Source organism: Candidatus Saccharimonas aalborgensis (assembly GCF_000392435.1).
Classification (GTDB): Bacteria; Patescibacteriota; Saccharimonadia; order Saccharimonadales; family Saccharimonadaceae; genus Saccharimonas; species Saccharimonas aalborgensis.
The window spans coordinates 930497-947300 of the sequence record NC_021219.1 but is presented as its reverse complement, the minus strand read 5'-3'; the positions used below and the strand labels follow the sequence as shown (position 1 = coordinate 947300).

Sequence of the window (16804 nt, the reverse complement as noted above, 5' to 3'; positions counted from 1 at the left end):
AGGTGCATCTAGGACTGTAGACGTTATTATCATAATAGCATTTTTAAGCATATTTGTCAATGTTGTTTATTGACTTTCGCGTGCATCATGGTACAATAACAATCAATTAGATACGCAAGAGCAAGGAGTATTGCCGATATGGCTGAACGAGTTTTAAGGAGATATAGTGAAGATGATGCCGGCAAACGCGTGGCGTGGGTCGACGTGAAGCCAACGAGTCCTCAATGGGTTAGGCTTGAGCTAGCCTCGGCAACAGTGGGGCCTAAGGGCGCAATCCTTACTCAATACCAGCAGGGCGACACAGTATATATGCCACGGGGCGAGGGGTTCAAAAACGCCGCCGCATACTCAGTCGTGCTACCGCGAACATTTGACTTTGCAAACTACGATATTCAAAACTACTACGTCTCCTCAGGAGCACCCGTTCACTATGGACCAGCTCCTGATGATGAAGTTTTTGTCCGTAGTGTCTATGAAACACCAGATGATTTAGAGCTGATAGACGCAGCCTCACAAGCAGAGGTATTACGTGGAAAACTTGATGAGCAGGAAGTGCCCGAGATGTTTCCTTACGCCTACTACGGTTGGAATCTACGCCTGGCTCACCCAGAGGGACACCCCAAGGGCATCGACGAGAGGTCACTCGGTGACATACTCATGGCCGACCCAGAAATGTCCCCGACTACCGAACAACAGCTTAGTCGGGCAAGAGAGATAGGGGTAGAATTTTTACGCCGATCATCGCTATTGAGTGCTATCGACGATATGAAAAAGCTCGAATGGATGGATAAGCGTGCCTACAACGAGTTAACTAGAGCCGCAGCAACTGAGGTTGAACAACACGCCTTTACCGCCGGCAAAACGATGATCGCACCTCACTTCTTCACTCACTACAACCGTAGCCGAGCACCACATAGTGCCGAAATAGATGAGCATATACAAGTAGTCACCACTGGCGTACATTGCCTCGAGCAGTTGCTCAAACACGAACGGGCGAGAGCTGCGGTCGGTACTGACAATCACTCAGCAATGTGATATACTAGCATCATACAACTGTAATGTCGGGAGGTGATCGAATCACCGCTACTACCGCAGGAGATACTGATATGGCAAAAAAAGCCGAACTTATTGAAGAAGCAGCAAAACTAAAGATCGAGGTGCCCGCAAAGGCGACTATCGCTGATCTCGAGAGTCTAATCGCAGACGCAAAGACAAAGAAGCCAGCCGCAGATAAAGAAGTAGTTGCTGAACGCAAAGCTGACGTTGCCAAAGCTGGTAAGCGCAGCGAAAAGGCGCTCGAAGAGGCTGAAGAAAAAGCCGTAAAAGAAGCGCGCAAAGAAGCACACGACACCAGCGCCCAGGGTGATGCAGTTGCTCACGAAAAGAAAGGTCCTGCGCCAAAGGTTCGACCACTGATCGAACGCCGTGGCAAAAAGTTTCAAGCAGTCGCCAAACTCGTCGAAGTTGCAAAGGTTTACACCCTAGCCGAAGCATTGGAGCTTGCCACCAAGACCAACCCAAGTAAGTTTGATGCCAGCGTCGAAGTGCACGTCCGCCTCGGTGTCGATCCTCGCCAGGCCGATCAAAACATCCGCGCAACCGTGACGTTGCCAAATGGCACCGGTAAAACAGTGCGTGTGGCTGTGTTTGCTCCCGAAGCCGAACACGACGCTGCCAAAAAAGCTGGCGCTGATATCGTCGGTGACGAAACATTCCTCAAGCAGCTCGATAAGGGTGAAATAGCCTTTGATACTCTCGTATCTACCCCTGCCTATATGCCACGACTGGGCAAATACGCCCGTCTCCTCGGGCCAAAAGGCCTCATGCCAAATCCAAAGAGCGGCACGGTTGCCGCTGATGTTGCAAAGGCAGTGACCGAAGCAAAGGCCGGAAAAGTAGAATACCGTGTCGACAAACAAGCAACAATCCACCTCAGTATTGGCAAGGTATCATTTGGCGCCAACAAACTCGAGGAAAACGCCCGAGCGTTCTTTGGCAGCTTACAGAGCCAAAAACCATCGAGCCTCAAGGGTATCTATGTGAAATCAACTGCCATCGCCACTACTATGGGGCCAGGCATCAAAGTCGAAAATCAAGTAAACTAACGATAGATAGGTGCGTCCGTATGGGGGCAAACTCAGAGCTTATATCGCATATCGATCCGTCATACAGGAACCTTGTCGTTATTTCGGGTGCACGTCGCGGCATCGGTCATGCGGTCGCAGATCGTTTCCTCCAGTCATACAACACTGCTGTGATCGGTGTCGACAATCACCCCGATATTGTGGAACAGTTTCCCGAACGACAGGGGCGGAACTTTTGGCCGGTTCAGCTCGACATTTGCGATACAGACGGGGTAAAAGAGCTATTTGGCGAGGTAATAGCAGCCCCGCAACCACTCGATGCGGTCGTTCACGCCGCCGGTCATATTGTTGCTGGTACCGACTATCATCGTCATGTCCGGGACTACCCGACTGAAACCGCAAGGCAGCAAGTCAAGCGCCTGCGCGAAGTTAATGGGCAAGCCGCCATTCACTTTGTCTCGCAGGCTGTTGGCGCACTGTCAGCACAAGAAAATGGTGGGTGTGTCATCGGAATTTCATCCTCTAAAGCCGATTTTCCCGACCCGTACCGCAAAGAGTATATGCTCGCAAAAGCTCGTTTCTCTGAAGCGATGGCAATCCAGCGTACAAAACTACCGCCCTCAATACGTCTTATTGACGTTCAGCCGGGTAATACCCAAACCGACATCGATGGCGGTGAATGGATCGATGGAAGTGATCCCGATACCGCACGTGCCGTACAAGCAGTCAATGAGTGGTGGCGAACACACTTTGGGACCCCTGTAAAAACTATTGCTGAAGCTATTTATGATATCGCCCAAGATCCTCGTGAGCGCCGCGCAGTCATTCCGCTCGGCAGAGATGCTCTCCTGGGTTCATATATGAGCCGTCTCCCTGGCTGGCATACAGTGTCTAATACCGCAGCCCGCGGCGTCTATACGGCAGTCCGCCTCACGAGTCGATAAGGAACGTTTTTTGCTATTATAGACTCATGGTACGACCAAAACTACAGTCCGGACCACTCGTACGTACGCGCAAAATGGAACGTCATTACGTAAGTCATCGCGGTGTACGCGGCGATCATTGTGATTTCTGTCATTTTTCACTCAAGTCATCCCAAACCCGACGCGAATATGATCATTTCTGGCTCGTCGAAAACATCTTTCCGTATGCGCTCTGGGATGGATGCCGCGTTACTGAACACTTGCTACTTTCTCCAAAACGCCACATTGAATCACTCAGCGAACTAACTCCTCAAGAAAGCACTGAGTACGTCCAGATCATTAGTGGCATGGAAGACGAAGGCTATGCTGTCTATGCGCGTCCCGCCAACTCGGCCGCCAAGTCCGTCCCTCACCAACATAGTCATTTCATTCGGATTGACAACAAAAAGATCAAGACACTGTACTACAACTATCTCCCTCACGTTCTTTGGTTCAAATAAGCGTAGTAAAACGAAAACACCCCGCACACCTCACGGAGGCGGAGTGCCTTCGACATGGGGGTGCGGGGACTAGATAGGTATGAAGGATTAGCGCAACAATTGCCCAAGTTCCAACGCAACCCGTGTGTCGTCTGTCACGACGACGATCTCACGGAGCCGCGAACGGGCATCGTTGCACTCTCTGACGGTGGGACCGGCGATGTCGCCGAGCGCTTCTACCAGAGAGGAGTCCGACATGTCGCAGTAGTTGGCTCCCATCACGGGGACCACCACGCGCGTCAGACCATGGTCACTCGCCGTGACGAGTCCGCGGCGGAGCTGGAGCGACATACCCGAGTGGTCGTCTCGCTGGTCGACGACAAACACGATCGTCGACCATGACCATCCAGCTTGCCGTCTGACCGAGACCACCACGGTGTCGGCAAATCGGCTCGTGCGCAGATGCTGTCGCAAGATGCGATGGAAGTCTTGACCGCGCGTGCGGTAGATGACCTCATCCGTGAGACCGTTCCAGGGTTCAGGCGCCATCACCGCGGTGATGAGCGCATCTCCATGGACACGGCCAACGTCGCCGAGGACCACGAAGGCGCGGGGGAGTGATCTATCCACCTCAATTCCTCCTCAGATTGTATAACGAGTGATGGCTACCACCCGTTCTGGGTACCTGACGTACTCTTGTACATAAACTATTATACAATAATAGTGGGGTTCTTCAAGTAATTTTTGCTCCTGCCGCCCTGGATTGACCATCTCACAATTGTTATAATGAATAAAAATAGGGGAGAGAAATGAAAAAACCACGAGCCGAACTGCAATATCTTCACTGGGCAAAAAAAATTTTGGACGAAGGAGAGCCAACTGATGATCGTACAGGGGTCGGCACCATCGACCTCTTCGGTGAACCGCAGATGCGGGTCGATTTACGCGAGGAATTCCCCCTGCTGACATCAAAGCTTGTCGCGCACCGACTCGTGCGCAGTGAACTAGCTTGGATGCTACGCGGCGATACCAACCTCCGCTATCTCGCGGAGCAGGACAATCACATCTGGGACGAGTGGCCGTTTGTGTCGTATCTACGCAGTGAAGGCATCGAGGTACCGGAGCAAGGCTCAGACGAGTGGAAACAAGAGAAAGACACCTATTTGAAGCGAATACTAACCGACAAAACATTTGCTGATAAGTATGGCGATCTAGGGCCGGTCTATGGCCATCAGTGGCGCGCCTGGGAAGGCTATCACGGGCAGCCGATCGACCAATTGCGTCAGGTGCAAGAAGCACTGCGCACCAACGACCGTAGTATGGGACGTCGCCTGATCGTCAGTGCTTGGAATGTCGGCAATCTCGAAGAAATGAACAAAGCCGGATTGCCGCCGTGCCATACGCTATTTCAATTTAACGCATCAAATAAAACCGACCCAACGACGGGTAAAAAATATTTGGATATGAAGTTATACCAGAGGAGCGCTGATTGGTTTCTGGGCGTACCATTTAACATGGTGCAGTATGCGATGCTACTCTCGGCCATGGCGCATGTTACTGGCCGCACCCCACGCTATTTCTATCACACCTTCGGCAGTGCCCACATCTACAAAAACCATGAGGAGCAGGTGCGAGCGCAGCTGGCCAGGGAGGGCGAGCTCTATGAACCCCCTCGGTTAGAAATAAACCCACGCGTTACTGATATCAGTGATTTTGAAGCCGACGACTTCACCATTATCGGTTACAAGCACCATCCTGCAATCAAGGGCCAAGTAGCGATTTAGCGTCGCTCGTAGGTAACAAAATCGTAGCTATAGCGGTCATGTTCGTTCGACCCGTGATGCTCGCGAGTCGTTTCATGCCACATTGCGTCAAGTACTGGGAAAAACACCGTCGCCCCGGGAAACGTTGCCGTGACCTCGGTGGCGTGGATACGCTCAATACTGCCTTCTCGAAGCGCTTGCTCATAGATTTGACCTCCACCTATCACCACTGTTCGCTCCCTAGAAGCCCTCGTATATGCCTCGGCAAGGCTATGAACCGCAATAATTCCTTCGTCATCGAGAGGACGATGTGTCACGACGATCATCTCTCTTCCAGGCAGTGGTCGGCCGATTGACTCATACGTAGTACGACCCATGACAAGCGAGCTTCCCATCGTCATTTGTTTGAAATGGGCTAAATCTCCTGGCAAGTCACGCTGCCACAACAAATCACCGTCGGCACCAATGCCGCGTTTTTGATCGTAGGCCACAATGAGTTCTTTCATAGTCGCTCTTTAGTGTACCAAAAGTGCTACAATGGAGCCAATGAAACGACGATTTCTCCAGGCCGGTCCCATGACGCGCAAACCAAAAAACGAGGCCGTTTACCAGGCATACAAAAAAACCGTCAAATCCAACTCCTGTGCATTTTGCGGATTCAACTCAGAAAGTCCCCAGGTAGTCAGAGAATTTGAGCATTTTCGCCTCACACATAATCAATTTGGCTACGACATCTGGGAGGGGTGCAAAGTACAAGAACAATACATGATTGTACCCAAGCGCCATCTGCTCTCGATGGACGAGATGAACCGTGACGAACGTGCCGAATACATCGATCTCGTATGCGCCTATGAATCAGATGGGTACTCGCTATATACTCGCTCGCCGGACAATATTACAAAATCCGTGCCTCATCTCCATACTCATCTGTTAAAACTTGACAAAAAGCGGATAGATATGGTATTATACCTACGTAAACCTCACATATTGATGAGCCGATAGGAGTAGTTATGGCATTTGGTGGTACCCCTGACAAGCAGGACGTATTTCAGGTATTTGGCGCAACCCTTCGTTCGCCAGATCGTTTACTCTATCCAAGACCAGAAGAGACCGACCAAGCTGTTACGGCTGTTTTTTCTTCACTCCGTCGACGCAGTGATCATACCAATATCACCCTTGCGGATGGAGCTTTTGACGTACCACACGACGGCCACGAATGGATGGTTCGCCATACGCGAGCCCTTGGCGCCGCTGCATCACTCATAGCACGAAGCATTGAGCCAACTCCCGATATGGTGCGCAATATGCTTATTTCTCCTGACGTTATCACTGCAATCACCGTCGACGCAGATCATAAAGTCGCCCATGTAAAGAGTGGATTTGCCGAAAAAGGAGGTGTTCAGCGCCCCATTTATCCATGGCAGGCACGTGCGGATCGGGTAGCTGGCTATACGTTTGAAACTGCGCCAGCATCAGGGCTTTATGTGCCCACCACTGACCTAGTAACGGTAGAGGGCGACCACGTTCACCGAGGCACTGCGCTCGAGTCATTTGTGTCTCTCGCTATATTTCTCGCTGAGAGAGACCTCCTCGACAATGTTGTCATCAATAAAGAACATTCGGCCGCTCTGACCCAAGCCACCGAAGCAGGACTCAACCCCATCATCATCAACCCCGACGACATACCATTTGGGCTCAATCCACAAACCGATAGGCCCTGGAGCAGTAGTGATCTTATTCGTCGTGCTCAAGGTGAACCCGTACCACATCCCATCACCAGCCCCCTTGATTAAACGATCAATCATCTGTACCATAGCACTATCGACAGAGTGACTGGAGGAGACTGCTATGGCGCATGAGTTAGGTGATAGAAATCCAGATGTATTTGAAGTATTTGGGCCGACCCTGCGTGCGCCCGAGCGTCTGCTCTACCCAGAACCCGAGTATACGGATGCAATAGTGCTTGCCTCATTTCGACACCTTCGCGAGATACGTCATAGCCATATTACACTGGTTGATGGTGCTTTTGATGTCCCGCACGATAATCATGAATGGTATTTACGACATGTGCGCCTGCTCGGTGCACGGGCTTTTTTGCATAGTCATAACTATCCTATTACTGCCGAGACGTTGGCAGTTGCAGTTGCCCAGCCCGCACTTTCACTTGTAGTCACCGTCGACGCTGACTACAAAGTTGCAGCAAAAAAGGGTGGTGTCGAAACAAAAGGAGGCGTACCGCGTCCGATTTATCCATGGGAAACACGCGCCAACCGAGTCGCAGGCTATAGCTTTGATAGCACTATTGGACTTCTTCCTGTAATCGACCTAGTCACCGTTGAGGGTGATCCGGTTCATCAAGAAACCTGCCTCGAATCATCCCTTATCCTCGCAGAGTTTTTGGCACGTCACGGGCTGCTCGATACACTGGTCGTCTTTGACGAACAACCCGCAGTTGTCCAAGAAGCGCGAGATCGCGGTCTCAACCCAGTACTAATCGCCGATGGGATCGATCCCTACGTTCTCAACCCCCAAACTGGTGATAATTGGAAAACGAGCACCATTATCAAGCGCATTCGTGAGGGAGCTGAAGTTCCACACCCCATCACCAGTCCACTCGATCGTCGTCCTTAAAACACATGTTACAATAAGATAAAAGACAGGGGAGTATGTGTATGAGTGTGTATAGCAACACAGAGATTTTTGAGGCAATCAATGACGGGACAATTGTCTGCGTGCCATTTGACAAAAACCACGTCAGTGAGGCCAGCCTTGATTTTACCTTGGGGCATTATTTTTACAAACAAGAAGTAGATGAGAGCGTTTCAGTCTACAATCCCTTCGACAAAGATGATGTTGCTCGCTATTTCAAGGGTCCACTCGAAGCCATGCCACACGGTGAATGGTGCAAGCAGTATGGCTATACACCGCTCAAAAATATCCCCCTCGACCACCCCATTATCGTGTTGCGCCCTGGCGAACGCATCCTTGCACATACCCACGAGTTTGTCGGCATCCGCGCACATGGTGGTGCCTGCGAAGTGCGTAGCCGTAGTACCTGGGGAAGAAACGGCGTGGCCGTCTGTTTTGATGCTGGCTGGGTAGACCCTGGCTACATCAATCGCATTACCCTCGAAATCTACAATCTCAACAAACATGAGGCCGTCGTGCTACCGGTCGGTGAGCGAATGGGTCAGTTGGTGTTCATCAAAACTGGCCCCGTCGCTGGAAGTTATGCCGATGGGCGAAAGGGGATGAGTGGGAAATATCAATCCACCGACAATCTAGACGAGCTGATTGCAAACTGGAAACCCGAGGATATGCTGCCTCGCGCTTACAAAGATTCACGTGTCATGCCCACTCCCATCAAGGGGCTGCCAAAGGGAGTGAACTAGTGAAAGCAGGACGTTACATTGTGATCGAAGGTCAAGATGGCACTGGTAAAACGACGCAGGCCGATCTACTTGCCACCTATCTCCATTCACGCGGCATAGATACAATTCATATCAAGGAACCAGGCGGCTCACCCGTTGCCGAAGCCATTCGGGGTGTGATCTTAGATGCAACGTTGCCGCGAACTCCTATGACAAATACTTTGCTCTTCACTGCAAATCGCCACGAGCTATGGCATGCGGTCATCCGACCCGCGCTCAAACGCGGCACATGGGTAATTTGCACCCGTAACTACTGGTCAACGTTGGCATTTCAGGGCTACGGAGAGGGCATGGATCTGTCAATTATTTCGGCTATCACTGCAACGTTCACCGATAAGCAGTATATGTCGCCCGATTTCAGTGTTGTGTTAGCATTTGATGACATTGCCGCACGTCAAAAACGTATCGCAAGCCGGGGCAAACTCGCAAAACCAGATACCTTTGAGTCAAAAACAACGGATTTTCAGACACGTGTCCAAGGAGGGTATCGACAAATCGCCAAAGAGTTTGAGATTCCTCTACTCGACGCTAGCCGTTCCATCGAGGCTATTCACAGCGATATCGTCGGTCGTTTAGAAAAATCTCAACTACTCGCTTCATCCTGAACCTGTACCGCCGCTATCCTTGCGTAAGCAGTGATGGCGATGGGCGCGACACACACGAGAGGATGCCCCTCCTCGTCTCGGCCTGTTATGTAGGAGGTAGTAAGGTCGTCTTGAGCTTGATCAAGAATCACGCCGCTATCGCGCATCACAACTTCCATCAGCGTGCCGTTGTATGCCACAGTCGCCAGCCGAGTCTTGAGCACGATAATTCTCGGGTCTTCAATCTGGATACGACGATAGGGAGGCTCGTCGAGAAACTCAATGTCGAGTGTCTCCGATGATGTGGCCAGCATACCCAAAAACTCATCTCTTGCCTGCCGTATTTGTTCCGGTTGCAAGGCACGGGTTGCTTTCATCAGTTCCACGCCGCCAAGTTCGGGATGCTGAGCAAAAAACCTGAGGATTACTTCTGGCGTGGCAATACCCGCCCTGATCTGCATCAGTTCTTCGGCTTCATCTTGAGTAATAGGGGTCGTATCATCAAAAAGCAGCCGCACCGCTGCATCATTACGATGCTGTTTGAGCTCATGTTGAGCCATAATCTCCGAGAGAACCGATAACCACGTCGTATCTACGACATCGGAACCCAGGCTATCAATGTTTCCTTTTGGCACCGTTGCAAGACGATAGGCTATCCATGAGGTTATCTGCTCATCTGAAGCAAATCGACTCATACTCACCTGACGCGGTGCATCAACCATATACGTCAATGCATGTTCGTTATAGCGAGGTCCGCCTTTGATCTGGAGGAGATGAGGATCAAGTGGTGTCGGCGATAAGTGGTGATATTTAAAGGGTGGTTTATCGAGCACCAAGGGGGAGCGCATGACATCTTTTACCGTCTCCGGAGCAGAATTCGGAAAAAAACGAGGGAGTGGCTCCTCTGGGGAGCTTGGTCGACTTGCACTCATTTCTAAGTGGTAGTATAGCATATATTTCACCCGACTCTCAACCCCTCCTCCGACAGACAGTTGGCCCTGATGGGCCAAGGCCCGCCAAGGCGAAGGCTAATGTAGTTAGCGGCGGGCCGGTTGTCTGGAGTGGGGAGGTGATGAGACTCGGGGTTTTTGCAACTTGAAAAGTAGCTCCGTCCATGCTATACTAGAAATTAGACATTACCTAAAGACAGTGGCTGCAAGAAATTGCTTAATTCGCTACCGAGGGGAAATTCATCTTTTTCCGCAAGTCTTTGGTGATGAACCAAAGCTTTTTTAGTTCATTACCTGAATGTCGTACCTAAATCTCAACACTTCCCCCGACAGACAGTTGGCCCTGATGGGCCAAGGCCCGCCAAGAGCGAAGGCTGATTTAGTTAGCGGCGGGCCGGTTGTCTGGAGTGGGGAATTGATGAGATTTAGGTTATCGTAACTTAACAATATGGTCGAAAAATATCAAAGCTAATACGTATGATCTCGTCGTGATTGCTCAATAACAATCATCGGAGATGATCTTACTTCTGAAAGGATTGACCACTCACATGGCAATTTCTAAAGACAAGAAACAAGCTTTGGTAAGTGAAATGAGTCAGCTTTTCGCAAATGCGAAGGGGACAGCTGTTGCCAAGTACCAAAGCATCAGCGTCGCAGACCTCCAAGACTTGCGGCGTGCTGCTCGCGAAGCAGGCGTTACCATCAAGGTTGTCAAAAACCGCCTCGTCCGTGTCGCAATGGGCTCACAGGACATCTACAAGAACGCTGACACCAGTGCGCTTGTTGGTCAACTGCTCTATGCATTTAGCACTGACGACGAAGTCATGCCCGCAAAGGTATTGCACGAGTTTGCAAAAACTCATCCGGCTCTTGAATTAGTCGCCGGTTTCAGTGGCGAGGGTATTGCCCAGGGCAGCGCCGATGTCACTGCACTTGCAAGCCTACCAAGCAAACATCAGTTGATTGCCGAAGTCGTAGCTCAGCTACTTTCTCCGGTACACGATGTTACCAACGCGCTTTCAGGCAACCTCCATGCGCTTCTCGATGGTATTGAGGCAAAAGCGACCGCGTAGATTCACTTACCAAACGAATTACCAGAATAAAACGATAAGGAGAACTCTGTTATGGCAGATGTAAAGAAATTGGCCGAGGAGCTGACAAAGCTCACGGTCCTCGAAGTAAACGAACTCAAAAATATCCTCAAAGACGACTATGGCATTGAGCCAGCTGCTGCTGCAGTTGCCGTTGCCGCTGGCCCAGTTGCCGGTAGTGATGCAGGTGCCGCTGCTGACGAAAAAACTGAATTCACCGTCACCCTCAAGGATGCTGGTGCTCAAAAAGTTGCTGTCATCAAGGCAGTCAAAGAAATCACTGGTCTTGGACTTGGCGAGGCAAAAGCACTTGTCGACAACGCACCAAGCCCCATCAAAGAAAAAGCAAGCAAAGACGAAGCTGAGACGGCTAAAAAAGCCCTTGAAGAAGCCGGCGCTACTGTCGAGCTCGCCTAAGTCACACGTATTCGACCATCATTGTTTTGTTCTCAACTACCCTGCACTATGCGGGGTAGTTTGTGTATAGATACACCGGTAGAAGCAGCATTCACTTATTTGTAATACATCATGTATGGTGTTTATTACAACGAAATCTACACGACCTCTCAGTAGCCTGTGGAAAGAAAAAGTCTTGACACTACGCGCTCCGCGCAGTATATAATGAGGGTATTACTACCCAAAACAGACAAGGATTGCGAGAACTAATATGTCTGAGTTACCAGAAAAACAAGTCAAGCGACTAAAGTCGCTTATTACAGAGGCGGAAACAAACCTTGCCGCCGCCAAAGAGCTCCTCATCAGCATCATCGGTGATGACGGTAGTGTCGTCACACCAACCAACAGCCGCGAGGAAGTGAGTGGTAAAGTAGTTGAAGGTGTCTTTGATGGACAGGTTATGATCGGTCCCGACGGCAAGAGCTACCCCGTACCAGCAAACTACGCAAGCAAATCAAAGCTCGTTGAAGGTGACATCCTAAAACTTACCATCGCAGACGATGGCGGTTTTATCTACAAACAAATCGGCCCGATCCCTCGTAAACAAATCATCGGCACCCTCACACAACACGATGGCGCCTACTATGTCGAGGCTCAAGCCAGAGAATACCGTATCTTGCTCGCTAGCGTGACGTACTTCCGCATCAATATCGGCGACCAAGTAACTATCATCATCCCCGAGGATAATCCCGACGCAACCTGGGCGGCGGTTGAAGCGGCACTGTAGCTACTATATTTATCAGAAATTGACAAACATATAGCTATTGTATATGATATTCACGTCACATTGAGGACTTTTTTTGAAGGGAGGTCTGTCGGCATGAGAATGAGCGTCTTGACCGTAATCGGTATCCTAGCCCTAGCTGTTTTGCTAGCGGTTAGCTTGATTACCGGTAACCCTGCGCCAATCATCATTGGCATAGGATGCGCGGGAGCTGTGGCGACAATCACAGCATCGCTAAAAGACCGCAGTCGGCGATAGTCGTCATACTCTGACGTGCCACCGAAAAAGGTTCGCCGAGATAGCTCAGTATGAGCATCTCAGCCTGAGCCATTTCGGTGGCCTTTTTCGTATTGTGAGATATACGCTGAATTTTACATTAGATCTCCAAAAGAATCTCCACAGGTAATAGTAACCCATGTGGAAGGTATAGTACTTGACAAAAATTATAGCTTATGCTATAATGACAATGATCGTCCTTGCTTGACCCGTCGTCGTAAGGAGAGGCACATGCTCGTCCTGATTTTGATCAACCACCCGCTGTTCTGGATCGTTCTCATGGCACTCATCATCTGCTTCGCGGGTGGCGGAGCAGCCGAGGGGGGTGATCTGGGGGTGTTCGGCTTCGCCGTTACGGCGATTGCCGACGCCTTCCTCATCACCACCCTGTGGGGATTCATCTTCTCCACCCGCTGGCAGTGGCTGGAGGCCATGGCCTCCTGGACGTTCTTCTAGAGCCACCGAAAAAGGTTCGCCGAGATAGCTTAGTATGAGCATCTCAGCCTGAGCCATTTCGGTGGCCTTTTTCGTATTGTAAAATCTACGCCGAAGCGAAGCATGCGGGTACGCTATACTAAAATAAGTTATAGACAAAGAGAGTAGGGAGAGGTGTTATGCCGGGACGACCACGTCGACATCATGAATTAAACTTTCACTTTAGCACCATGGCAGGGGGCAAAACTGCCGAGATACTACTCGATGAATATCGCAAACGTGATAGCGGCTGGAATACCATCATTGCGAAACCAGAGGGAGATAGTAAAGCCGGAACTCGTATCCAATCCCGCATCGCTGGTGGCATGGAAGCACCGGCACTCCTAATCCCCGAGAAAGGTGACGCGGGTGAATTTTTGCGACGCGAAATCGCAAATCGCCTGGGGGCCAGCGCTGTCTGGGAACACCCCTGGCTGATCTATGTCGATGAGGCTCAGTTTCTCTCACCAGAGCAAGTGAAGCAATTGGCAACAGGGGTCGTTGATGCCGATATTGCCACGATCGAGGCCTATGGTCTTCTCAACGATTTCCGCGGCGAGCTGTTTCCTGGCAGTGCCGCACTGTTGAAATGGGCTGATCGCAAAATACAGATCGCCTCTGCCTGTGAGCGCGGCGGCTGTGGGCAAGTTGCCGTGGTCAACGCGCGGTTGGTAAACGGCATCGTGACGACCGAGGGCCCACAAAAAGCCATCGACGGGATTGAAGCCACCTATTCGGCTCTCTGTCGAAGCCATTATCTATCGGAAATCACGTAGGGTAGAAAACTACAACAGCATTTGGTGACAATTCACGCTAAAATAGACTTAATGGGGCAGGCGTTATATCGTAAATACCGTTCACGATCGCTCGATGAAATCATCGGGCAATCACACATTACCGCTATTTTGAAGCGGGCTATTGATGCAAACCGCATCGCACACGCCTACCTGCTCACCGGACCAAAGGGAGTTGGCAAGACCTCAATCGCGCGTATTCTCGCACACGAAATCAACAAATTGCCCTATAGCGACGAATCTTCACACCTCGATATTGTCGAAATTGATGCCGCCAGCAACAACAGTGTCGAGGATATCCGCGACCTACGTGAGCGAGTCCAAATAGCCCCGAGTAGTGCCGAAAAAAAGATTTATATCATTGACGAAGTTCATATGCTCAGTAAATCGGCATTTAACGCCCTGCTCAAGACGCTCGAGGAACCCCCTGAGCATGTCGTTTTTATCTTGGCAACGACCGATGTTGACAAACTGCCGGCCACCATACTGAGTCGTGTCCAGCGCTTCAACTTTCGGGCGGCGATTCCTGCTGACAATGCAAAGCACCTGCGGACGATTGCGGACGCCGAGGGTATTGCTATCGATGACGATGCCCTGAGCCTTATTGCTGAGCGGAGTGACGGTAGTTTTCGCAATAGTGTCAGTTTGCTCGACCAACTACGCCACGCAAGTGATGAAAGCATTAGCCGCGAGATTGTCGAGCGGGTGCTGGGCCTGGCCGACAGTGATATCGTGACCCAGTTACTCAACGCCTACGCGGAGGATGACCTCGGGAAAATCGTCGCGCTTGTTGATCACACTGAGGCCTACGGTACACCCGCAGTTATCTTGGCAGATCAGCTCATCGCTGCCCTCCGCCAGCATATTATCGATCAGCCGTCACTCCTTCCTCTACTAGATCGTCTGTTGGAAGTGCGACGAAGTGCCTGGCCGTACATAAAACTCCTTACCGCGCTAACAGCTGATATGAGCAGCCAACCCCCGAAAAGCAGTCCCAAAGTTACGACATTACCGACACCATCACACTCATCAACGTTAGGGAAGTTGCCTCCTGTTGATACAGCTCAACCAGCCCAAAAAGAGTCCCAAAAGCCGCCTGCGGAGCGAGAACCACCAGCCGTTTCGTCGTCGTTTCAGTGGGATTCATTCCTCGAGCGAGTAAAAGACAAGGCTCCGGGAGCATATAGCCTTCTCGGCAAGGCTGGGTATGATCTCTCGGCAAATACATTCACTCTCTACGCGGGCCGCGAATTCAACAAAAAACAACTCGAAAAATCACTGCCGGTTTTTGCGGAAATCCTCGAACAAATGAAGCTTTCTGATCACGACATTGTCATTAGCCCCAACGCAAAACCCCCCAAAGATGGCCAGACCGCAGCTATTGTTGCTATGATGGGGGGAGGAGAAGAGGTATCAGTCGATGGCTAAAAAAGAGGTCAGTGCTGGAAAAGTCCCCCCGCAAAATCTCGATGCGGAGATGAGTTTGATTGGCGCAGTCTTGATTGATGAAGAAGTTCTGGCCGATATTTCTGAGCACGTTACCCCAAAGGATTTCTATGACAAGCGTCACGCCACCATTTTTGGCGCGATGATGCGACTCTATGAACGGCACAAACCCGTTGACCTACTGACACTCACCGAGGAACTACGCAAAAAAGACCAGCTCGAAGCAGTTGGCGGCTCTGCCTATCTTTCTGAACTCACAAACTACGTCCCAACTGCTGCACACGCCGCCGCCTACGCCGAACTCGTCGCCCAAAAAGCCGTCCGTCGACGCCTCATAAAAGCCAGTGCCGATATTTCCGAACTTGGCTATGATGAAGAGACAACCACTGAGGAACTGCTCGAAAAAGCCGAAGCTGAGTTATTTAGCGTCAGCGATCAATCACTCAAGCAAGACCTGGTGAGTATCGAGAGTATTTTGACCGAAAGTTTTGACCGTATCGAAGAGCTTCACCGCAACAAAGGTCAGCTTCGCGGCATTCGCACCGGCTATCGTGATCTCGACAACATGACAGCCGGGTTGCAACGCAGTGATCTCGTTATTATTGCCGCTCGACCAGCTATGGGAAAAACGACATTGGTCACCAATCTTGCCTATAATGTGGCGACCATTGCAAAGCTTCCGGTACTTTTCTTTAGTCTCGAGATGAGTAAAGAGCAGCTCATCGACCGTATGCTCGCCGACGCTAGTGGGGTTGATAGCTGGAATATTCGTACCGGCAACCTGAGCGACGAAGATTTTAGCAAAATCAGCGAAGCGATGGGGGAGATGGCGGAAGCACCGATTTTTATCGATGATACGCCCGGACTTTCGGTGCTCGAGATGCGCACCAAAGCTCGCCGCGCCGCGCACGATCAGCCCCTCGGGCTCATCATCGTCGACTATTTGCAGTTGATGCAGACAAATGGCAACTATGCTGGTAACCGTGTTCAAGAGGTGAGCGAAATCAGCCGTGGGCTCAAGCTCATTGCTCGTGAGCTCAATGTCCCGCTCATTGCAATTAGCCAGTTGAGCCGTTCGGTCGAAAGTCGCAATCCGCCCATTCCGCAGCTTAGCGACCTGCGCGAGTCTGGTTCTATCGAGCAAGATGCCGACATCGTGTCATTTATTTATCGTCCTGGGTATTATGAGCCGGACAATGTCGACGTCCAAAATATCACCGATCTGATTATCGCCAAACATCGAAACGGACCTGTCGGTAAGATCCAGCTCTACTTCCACCCTGAGCGGCTACGCTTTATGTCACTCGACAAACGTCGGGACTAAGCCGC

At 50.8% G+C, this 16804-nt stretch carries 21 protein-coding genes and 1 other annotated feature; of the genes, 16 read left to right on the top strand and 5 right to left on the bottom strand.

Translation table 11 applies throughout. The features are described 5' to 3' along the window. The first annotated feature begins 138 nt into the window (after positions 1-138). The 4 genes from L336_RS04890 (at position 139) to L336_RS04875 (ending at position 3507) form a co-directional block, all read left to right on the top strand. The gene (locus L336_RS04890) at positions 139-1035 is read left to right on the top strand and encodes a hypothetical protein (RefSeq protein ID WP_015642104.1); all 897 of its coding nucleotides are present in this window, start codon (positions 139-141) and stop codon (positions 1033-1035) included. 380 nt (positions 1036-1415) lie between these two features. Further along, positions 1416-2105 (top strand): 50S ribosomal protein L1, encoded by a 690-nt coding sequence (rplA, locus tag L336_RS04885; protein WP_041191736.1) that lies wholly within the window; start codon positions 1416-1418, stop codon positions 2103-2105. A 20-nt stretch (positions 2106-2125) separates the two neighbouring features. Beyond that, positions 2126-3028: an SDR family NAD(P)-dependent oxidoreductase gene (locus L336_RS04880; RefSeq protein WP_015642102.1), complete on the top strand. Its 903-nt coding sequence runs from the start codon at positions 2126-2128 to the stop codon at positions 3026-3028. Between the two features lie 26 nt (positions 3029-3054). Then, positions 3055-3507: an HIT family protein gene (locus tag L336_RS04875; RefSeq protein ID WP_015642101.1), complete on the top strand. Its 453-nt coding sequence runs from the start codon at positions 3055-3057 to the stop codon at positions 3505-3507. A gap of 87 nt (positions 3508-3594) precedes the next feature. On the opposite strand, the gene L336_RS04870 is transcribed toward L336_RS04875, so the two are convergent. Continuing rightward, positions 3595-4116: a hypothetical protein gene (locus tag L336_RS04870; RefSeq protein ID WP_015642100.1), complete on the bottom strand. Its 522-nt coding sequence runs from the start codon at positions 4114-4116 to the stop codon at positions 3595-3597. 179 nt (positions 4117-4295) lie between these two features. Here L336_RS04870 and L336_RS04865 point away from each other — a divergent pair, with 179 nt between their 5' ends. Beyond that, positions 4296-5270 carry a thymidylate synthase gene (locus L336_RS04865; RefSeq protein WP_015642099.1) on the top strand — a complete coding sequence of 325 codons (975 nt, stop codon included), beginning with the start codon at positions 4296-4298 and terminating at the stop codon, positions 5268-5270. Here the strand turns inward: L336_RS04865 and L336_RS04860 are convergent. Beyond that, a complete protein-coding gene (locus L336_RS04860; RefSeq protein WP_015642098.1) occupies positions 5267-5755 on the bottom strand; it encodes a dihydrofolate reductase in 489 nt (162 codons plus the stop codon). The two genes, L336_RS04865 and L336_RS04860, sit on opposite strands and share 4 nt — an antisense overlap. Positions 5756-5795: 40 nt before the next feature. On the opposite strand from L336_RS04860, the gene L336_RS04855 reads away from it, so the two are divergent. From L336_RS04855 to tmk, 5 genes are read left to right on the top strand one after another with little or no spacing between them, the layout of a single operon-like run. After that, complete coding sequence (locus tag L336_RS04855; RefSeq protein ID WP_041191401.1) at positions 5796-6251, top strand: HIT family protein; 456 nt, start codon at positions 5796-5798, stop codon at positions 6249-6251. 8 nt (positions 6252-6259) lie between these two features. Continuing rightward, positions 6260-7042: a hypothetical protein gene (locus L336_RS04850; RefSeq protein WP_015642096.1), complete on the top strand. Its 783-nt coding sequence runs from the start codon at positions 6260-6262 to the stop codon at positions 7040-7042. Positions 7043-7097: 55 nt separating this feature from the next. After that, entirely contained in the window at positions 7098-7880 is a 783-nt protein-coding gene (locus L336_RS04845; protein WP_015642095.1) for a hypothetical protein, read from the top strand. A gap of 41 nt (positions 7881-7921) precedes the next feature. Next, positions 7922-8641 carry a dCTP deaminase gene (locus tag L336_RS04840; protein WP_015642094.1) on the top strand — a complete coding sequence of 240 codons (720 nt, stop codon included), beginning with the start codon at positions 7922-7924 and terminating at the stop codon, positions 8639-8641. After that, complete coding sequence (tmk, locus tag L336_RS04835; protein WP_015642093.1) at positions 8641-9285, top strand: dTMP kinase; 645 nt, start codon at positions 8641-8643, stop codon at positions 9283-9285. The genes L336_RS04840 and tmk overlap by 1 nt, the downstream gene beginning before the upstream one ends. On the opposite strand, the gene L336_RS04830 is transcribed toward tmk, so the two are convergent. Continuing rightward, positions 9264-10196, bottom strand: coding sequence for a hypothetical protein (locus tag L336_RS04830; protein WP_041191398.1), 933 nt, complete (start codon positions 10194-10196; stop codon positions 9264-9266). The two genes, tmk and L336_RS04830, sit on opposite strands and share 22 nt — an antisense overlap. 189 nt (positions 10197-10385) lie before the next feature. After that, positions 10386-10507, top strand: a sequence feature (ribosomal protein L10 leader region). Between the two features lie 255 nt (positions 10508-10762). Here L336_RS04830 and rplJ point away from each other — a divergent pair. From rplJ to L336_RS04815, 3 genes are all read left to right on the top strand, one after another. Then, on the top strand, positions 10763-11287 hold the full coding sequence (gene rplJ, locus L336_RS04825; protein WP_041191733.1) for a 50S ribosomal protein L10: 525 nt from the start codon (positions 10763-10765) through the stop codon (positions 11285-11287). Between the two features lie 51 nt (positions 11288-11338). Further along, the gene (gene rplL, locus L336_RS04820; protein ID WP_015642090.1) at positions 11339-11722 is read left to right on the top strand and encodes a 50S ribosomal protein L7/L12; all 384 of its coding nucleotides are present in this window, start codon (positions 11339-11341) and stop codon (positions 11720-11722) included. A 250-nt stretch (positions 11723-11972) separates the two neighbouring features. Beyond that, on the top strand, positions 11973-12488 hold the full coding sequence (locus L336_RS04815) for a hypothetical protein (protein ID WP_015642089.1): 516 nt from the start codon (positions 11973-11975) through the stop codon (positions 12486-12488). A gap of 50 nt (positions 12489-12538) precedes the next feature. Here L336_RS04815 and L336_RS05965 read toward each other — a convergent pair whose 3' ends face one another. Further along, a complete protein-coding gene (locus tag L336_RS05965; RefSeq protein WP_015642088.1) occupies positions 12539-12712 on the bottom strand; it encodes a hypothetical protein in 174 nt (57 codons plus the stop codon). A gap of 223 nt (positions 12713-12935) precedes the next feature. Next, the gene (locus L336_RS04810; RefSeq protein ID WP_015642087.1) at positions 12936-13274 is read right to left on the bottom strand and encodes a hypothetical protein; all 339 of its coding nucleotides are present in this window, start codon (positions 13272-13274) and stop codon (positions 12936-12938) included. 101 nt (positions 13275-13375) lie between these two features. Between L336_RS04810 and L336_RS04805 the strand changes: the two genes are divergently transcribed. From L336_RS04805 to dnaB, 3 genes are read left to right on the top strand one after another with little or no spacing between them, the layout of a single operon-like run. After that, positions 13376-14011: a thymidine kinase gene (locus L336_RS04805; RefSeq protein ID WP_015642086.1), complete on the top strand. Its 636-nt coding sequence runs from the start codon at positions 13376-13378 to the stop codon at positions 14009-14011. Between the two features lie 51 nt (positions 14012-14062). Next, a complete protein-coding gene (gene dnaX, locus L336_RS05755) occupies positions 14063-15457 on the top strand; it encodes a DNA polymerase III subunit gamma/tau (protein ID WP_015642085.1) in 1395 nt (464 codons plus the stop codon). Beyond that, complete coding sequence (gene dnaB / locus L336_RS04795) at positions 15450-16799, top strand: replicative DNA helicase (protein ID WP_015642084.1); 1350 nt, start codon at positions 15450-15452, stop codon at positions 16797-16799. Before dnaX ends, dnaB begins: the two co-directional genes overlap by 8 nt. Positions 16800-16804 lie beyond the last annotated feature (5 nt).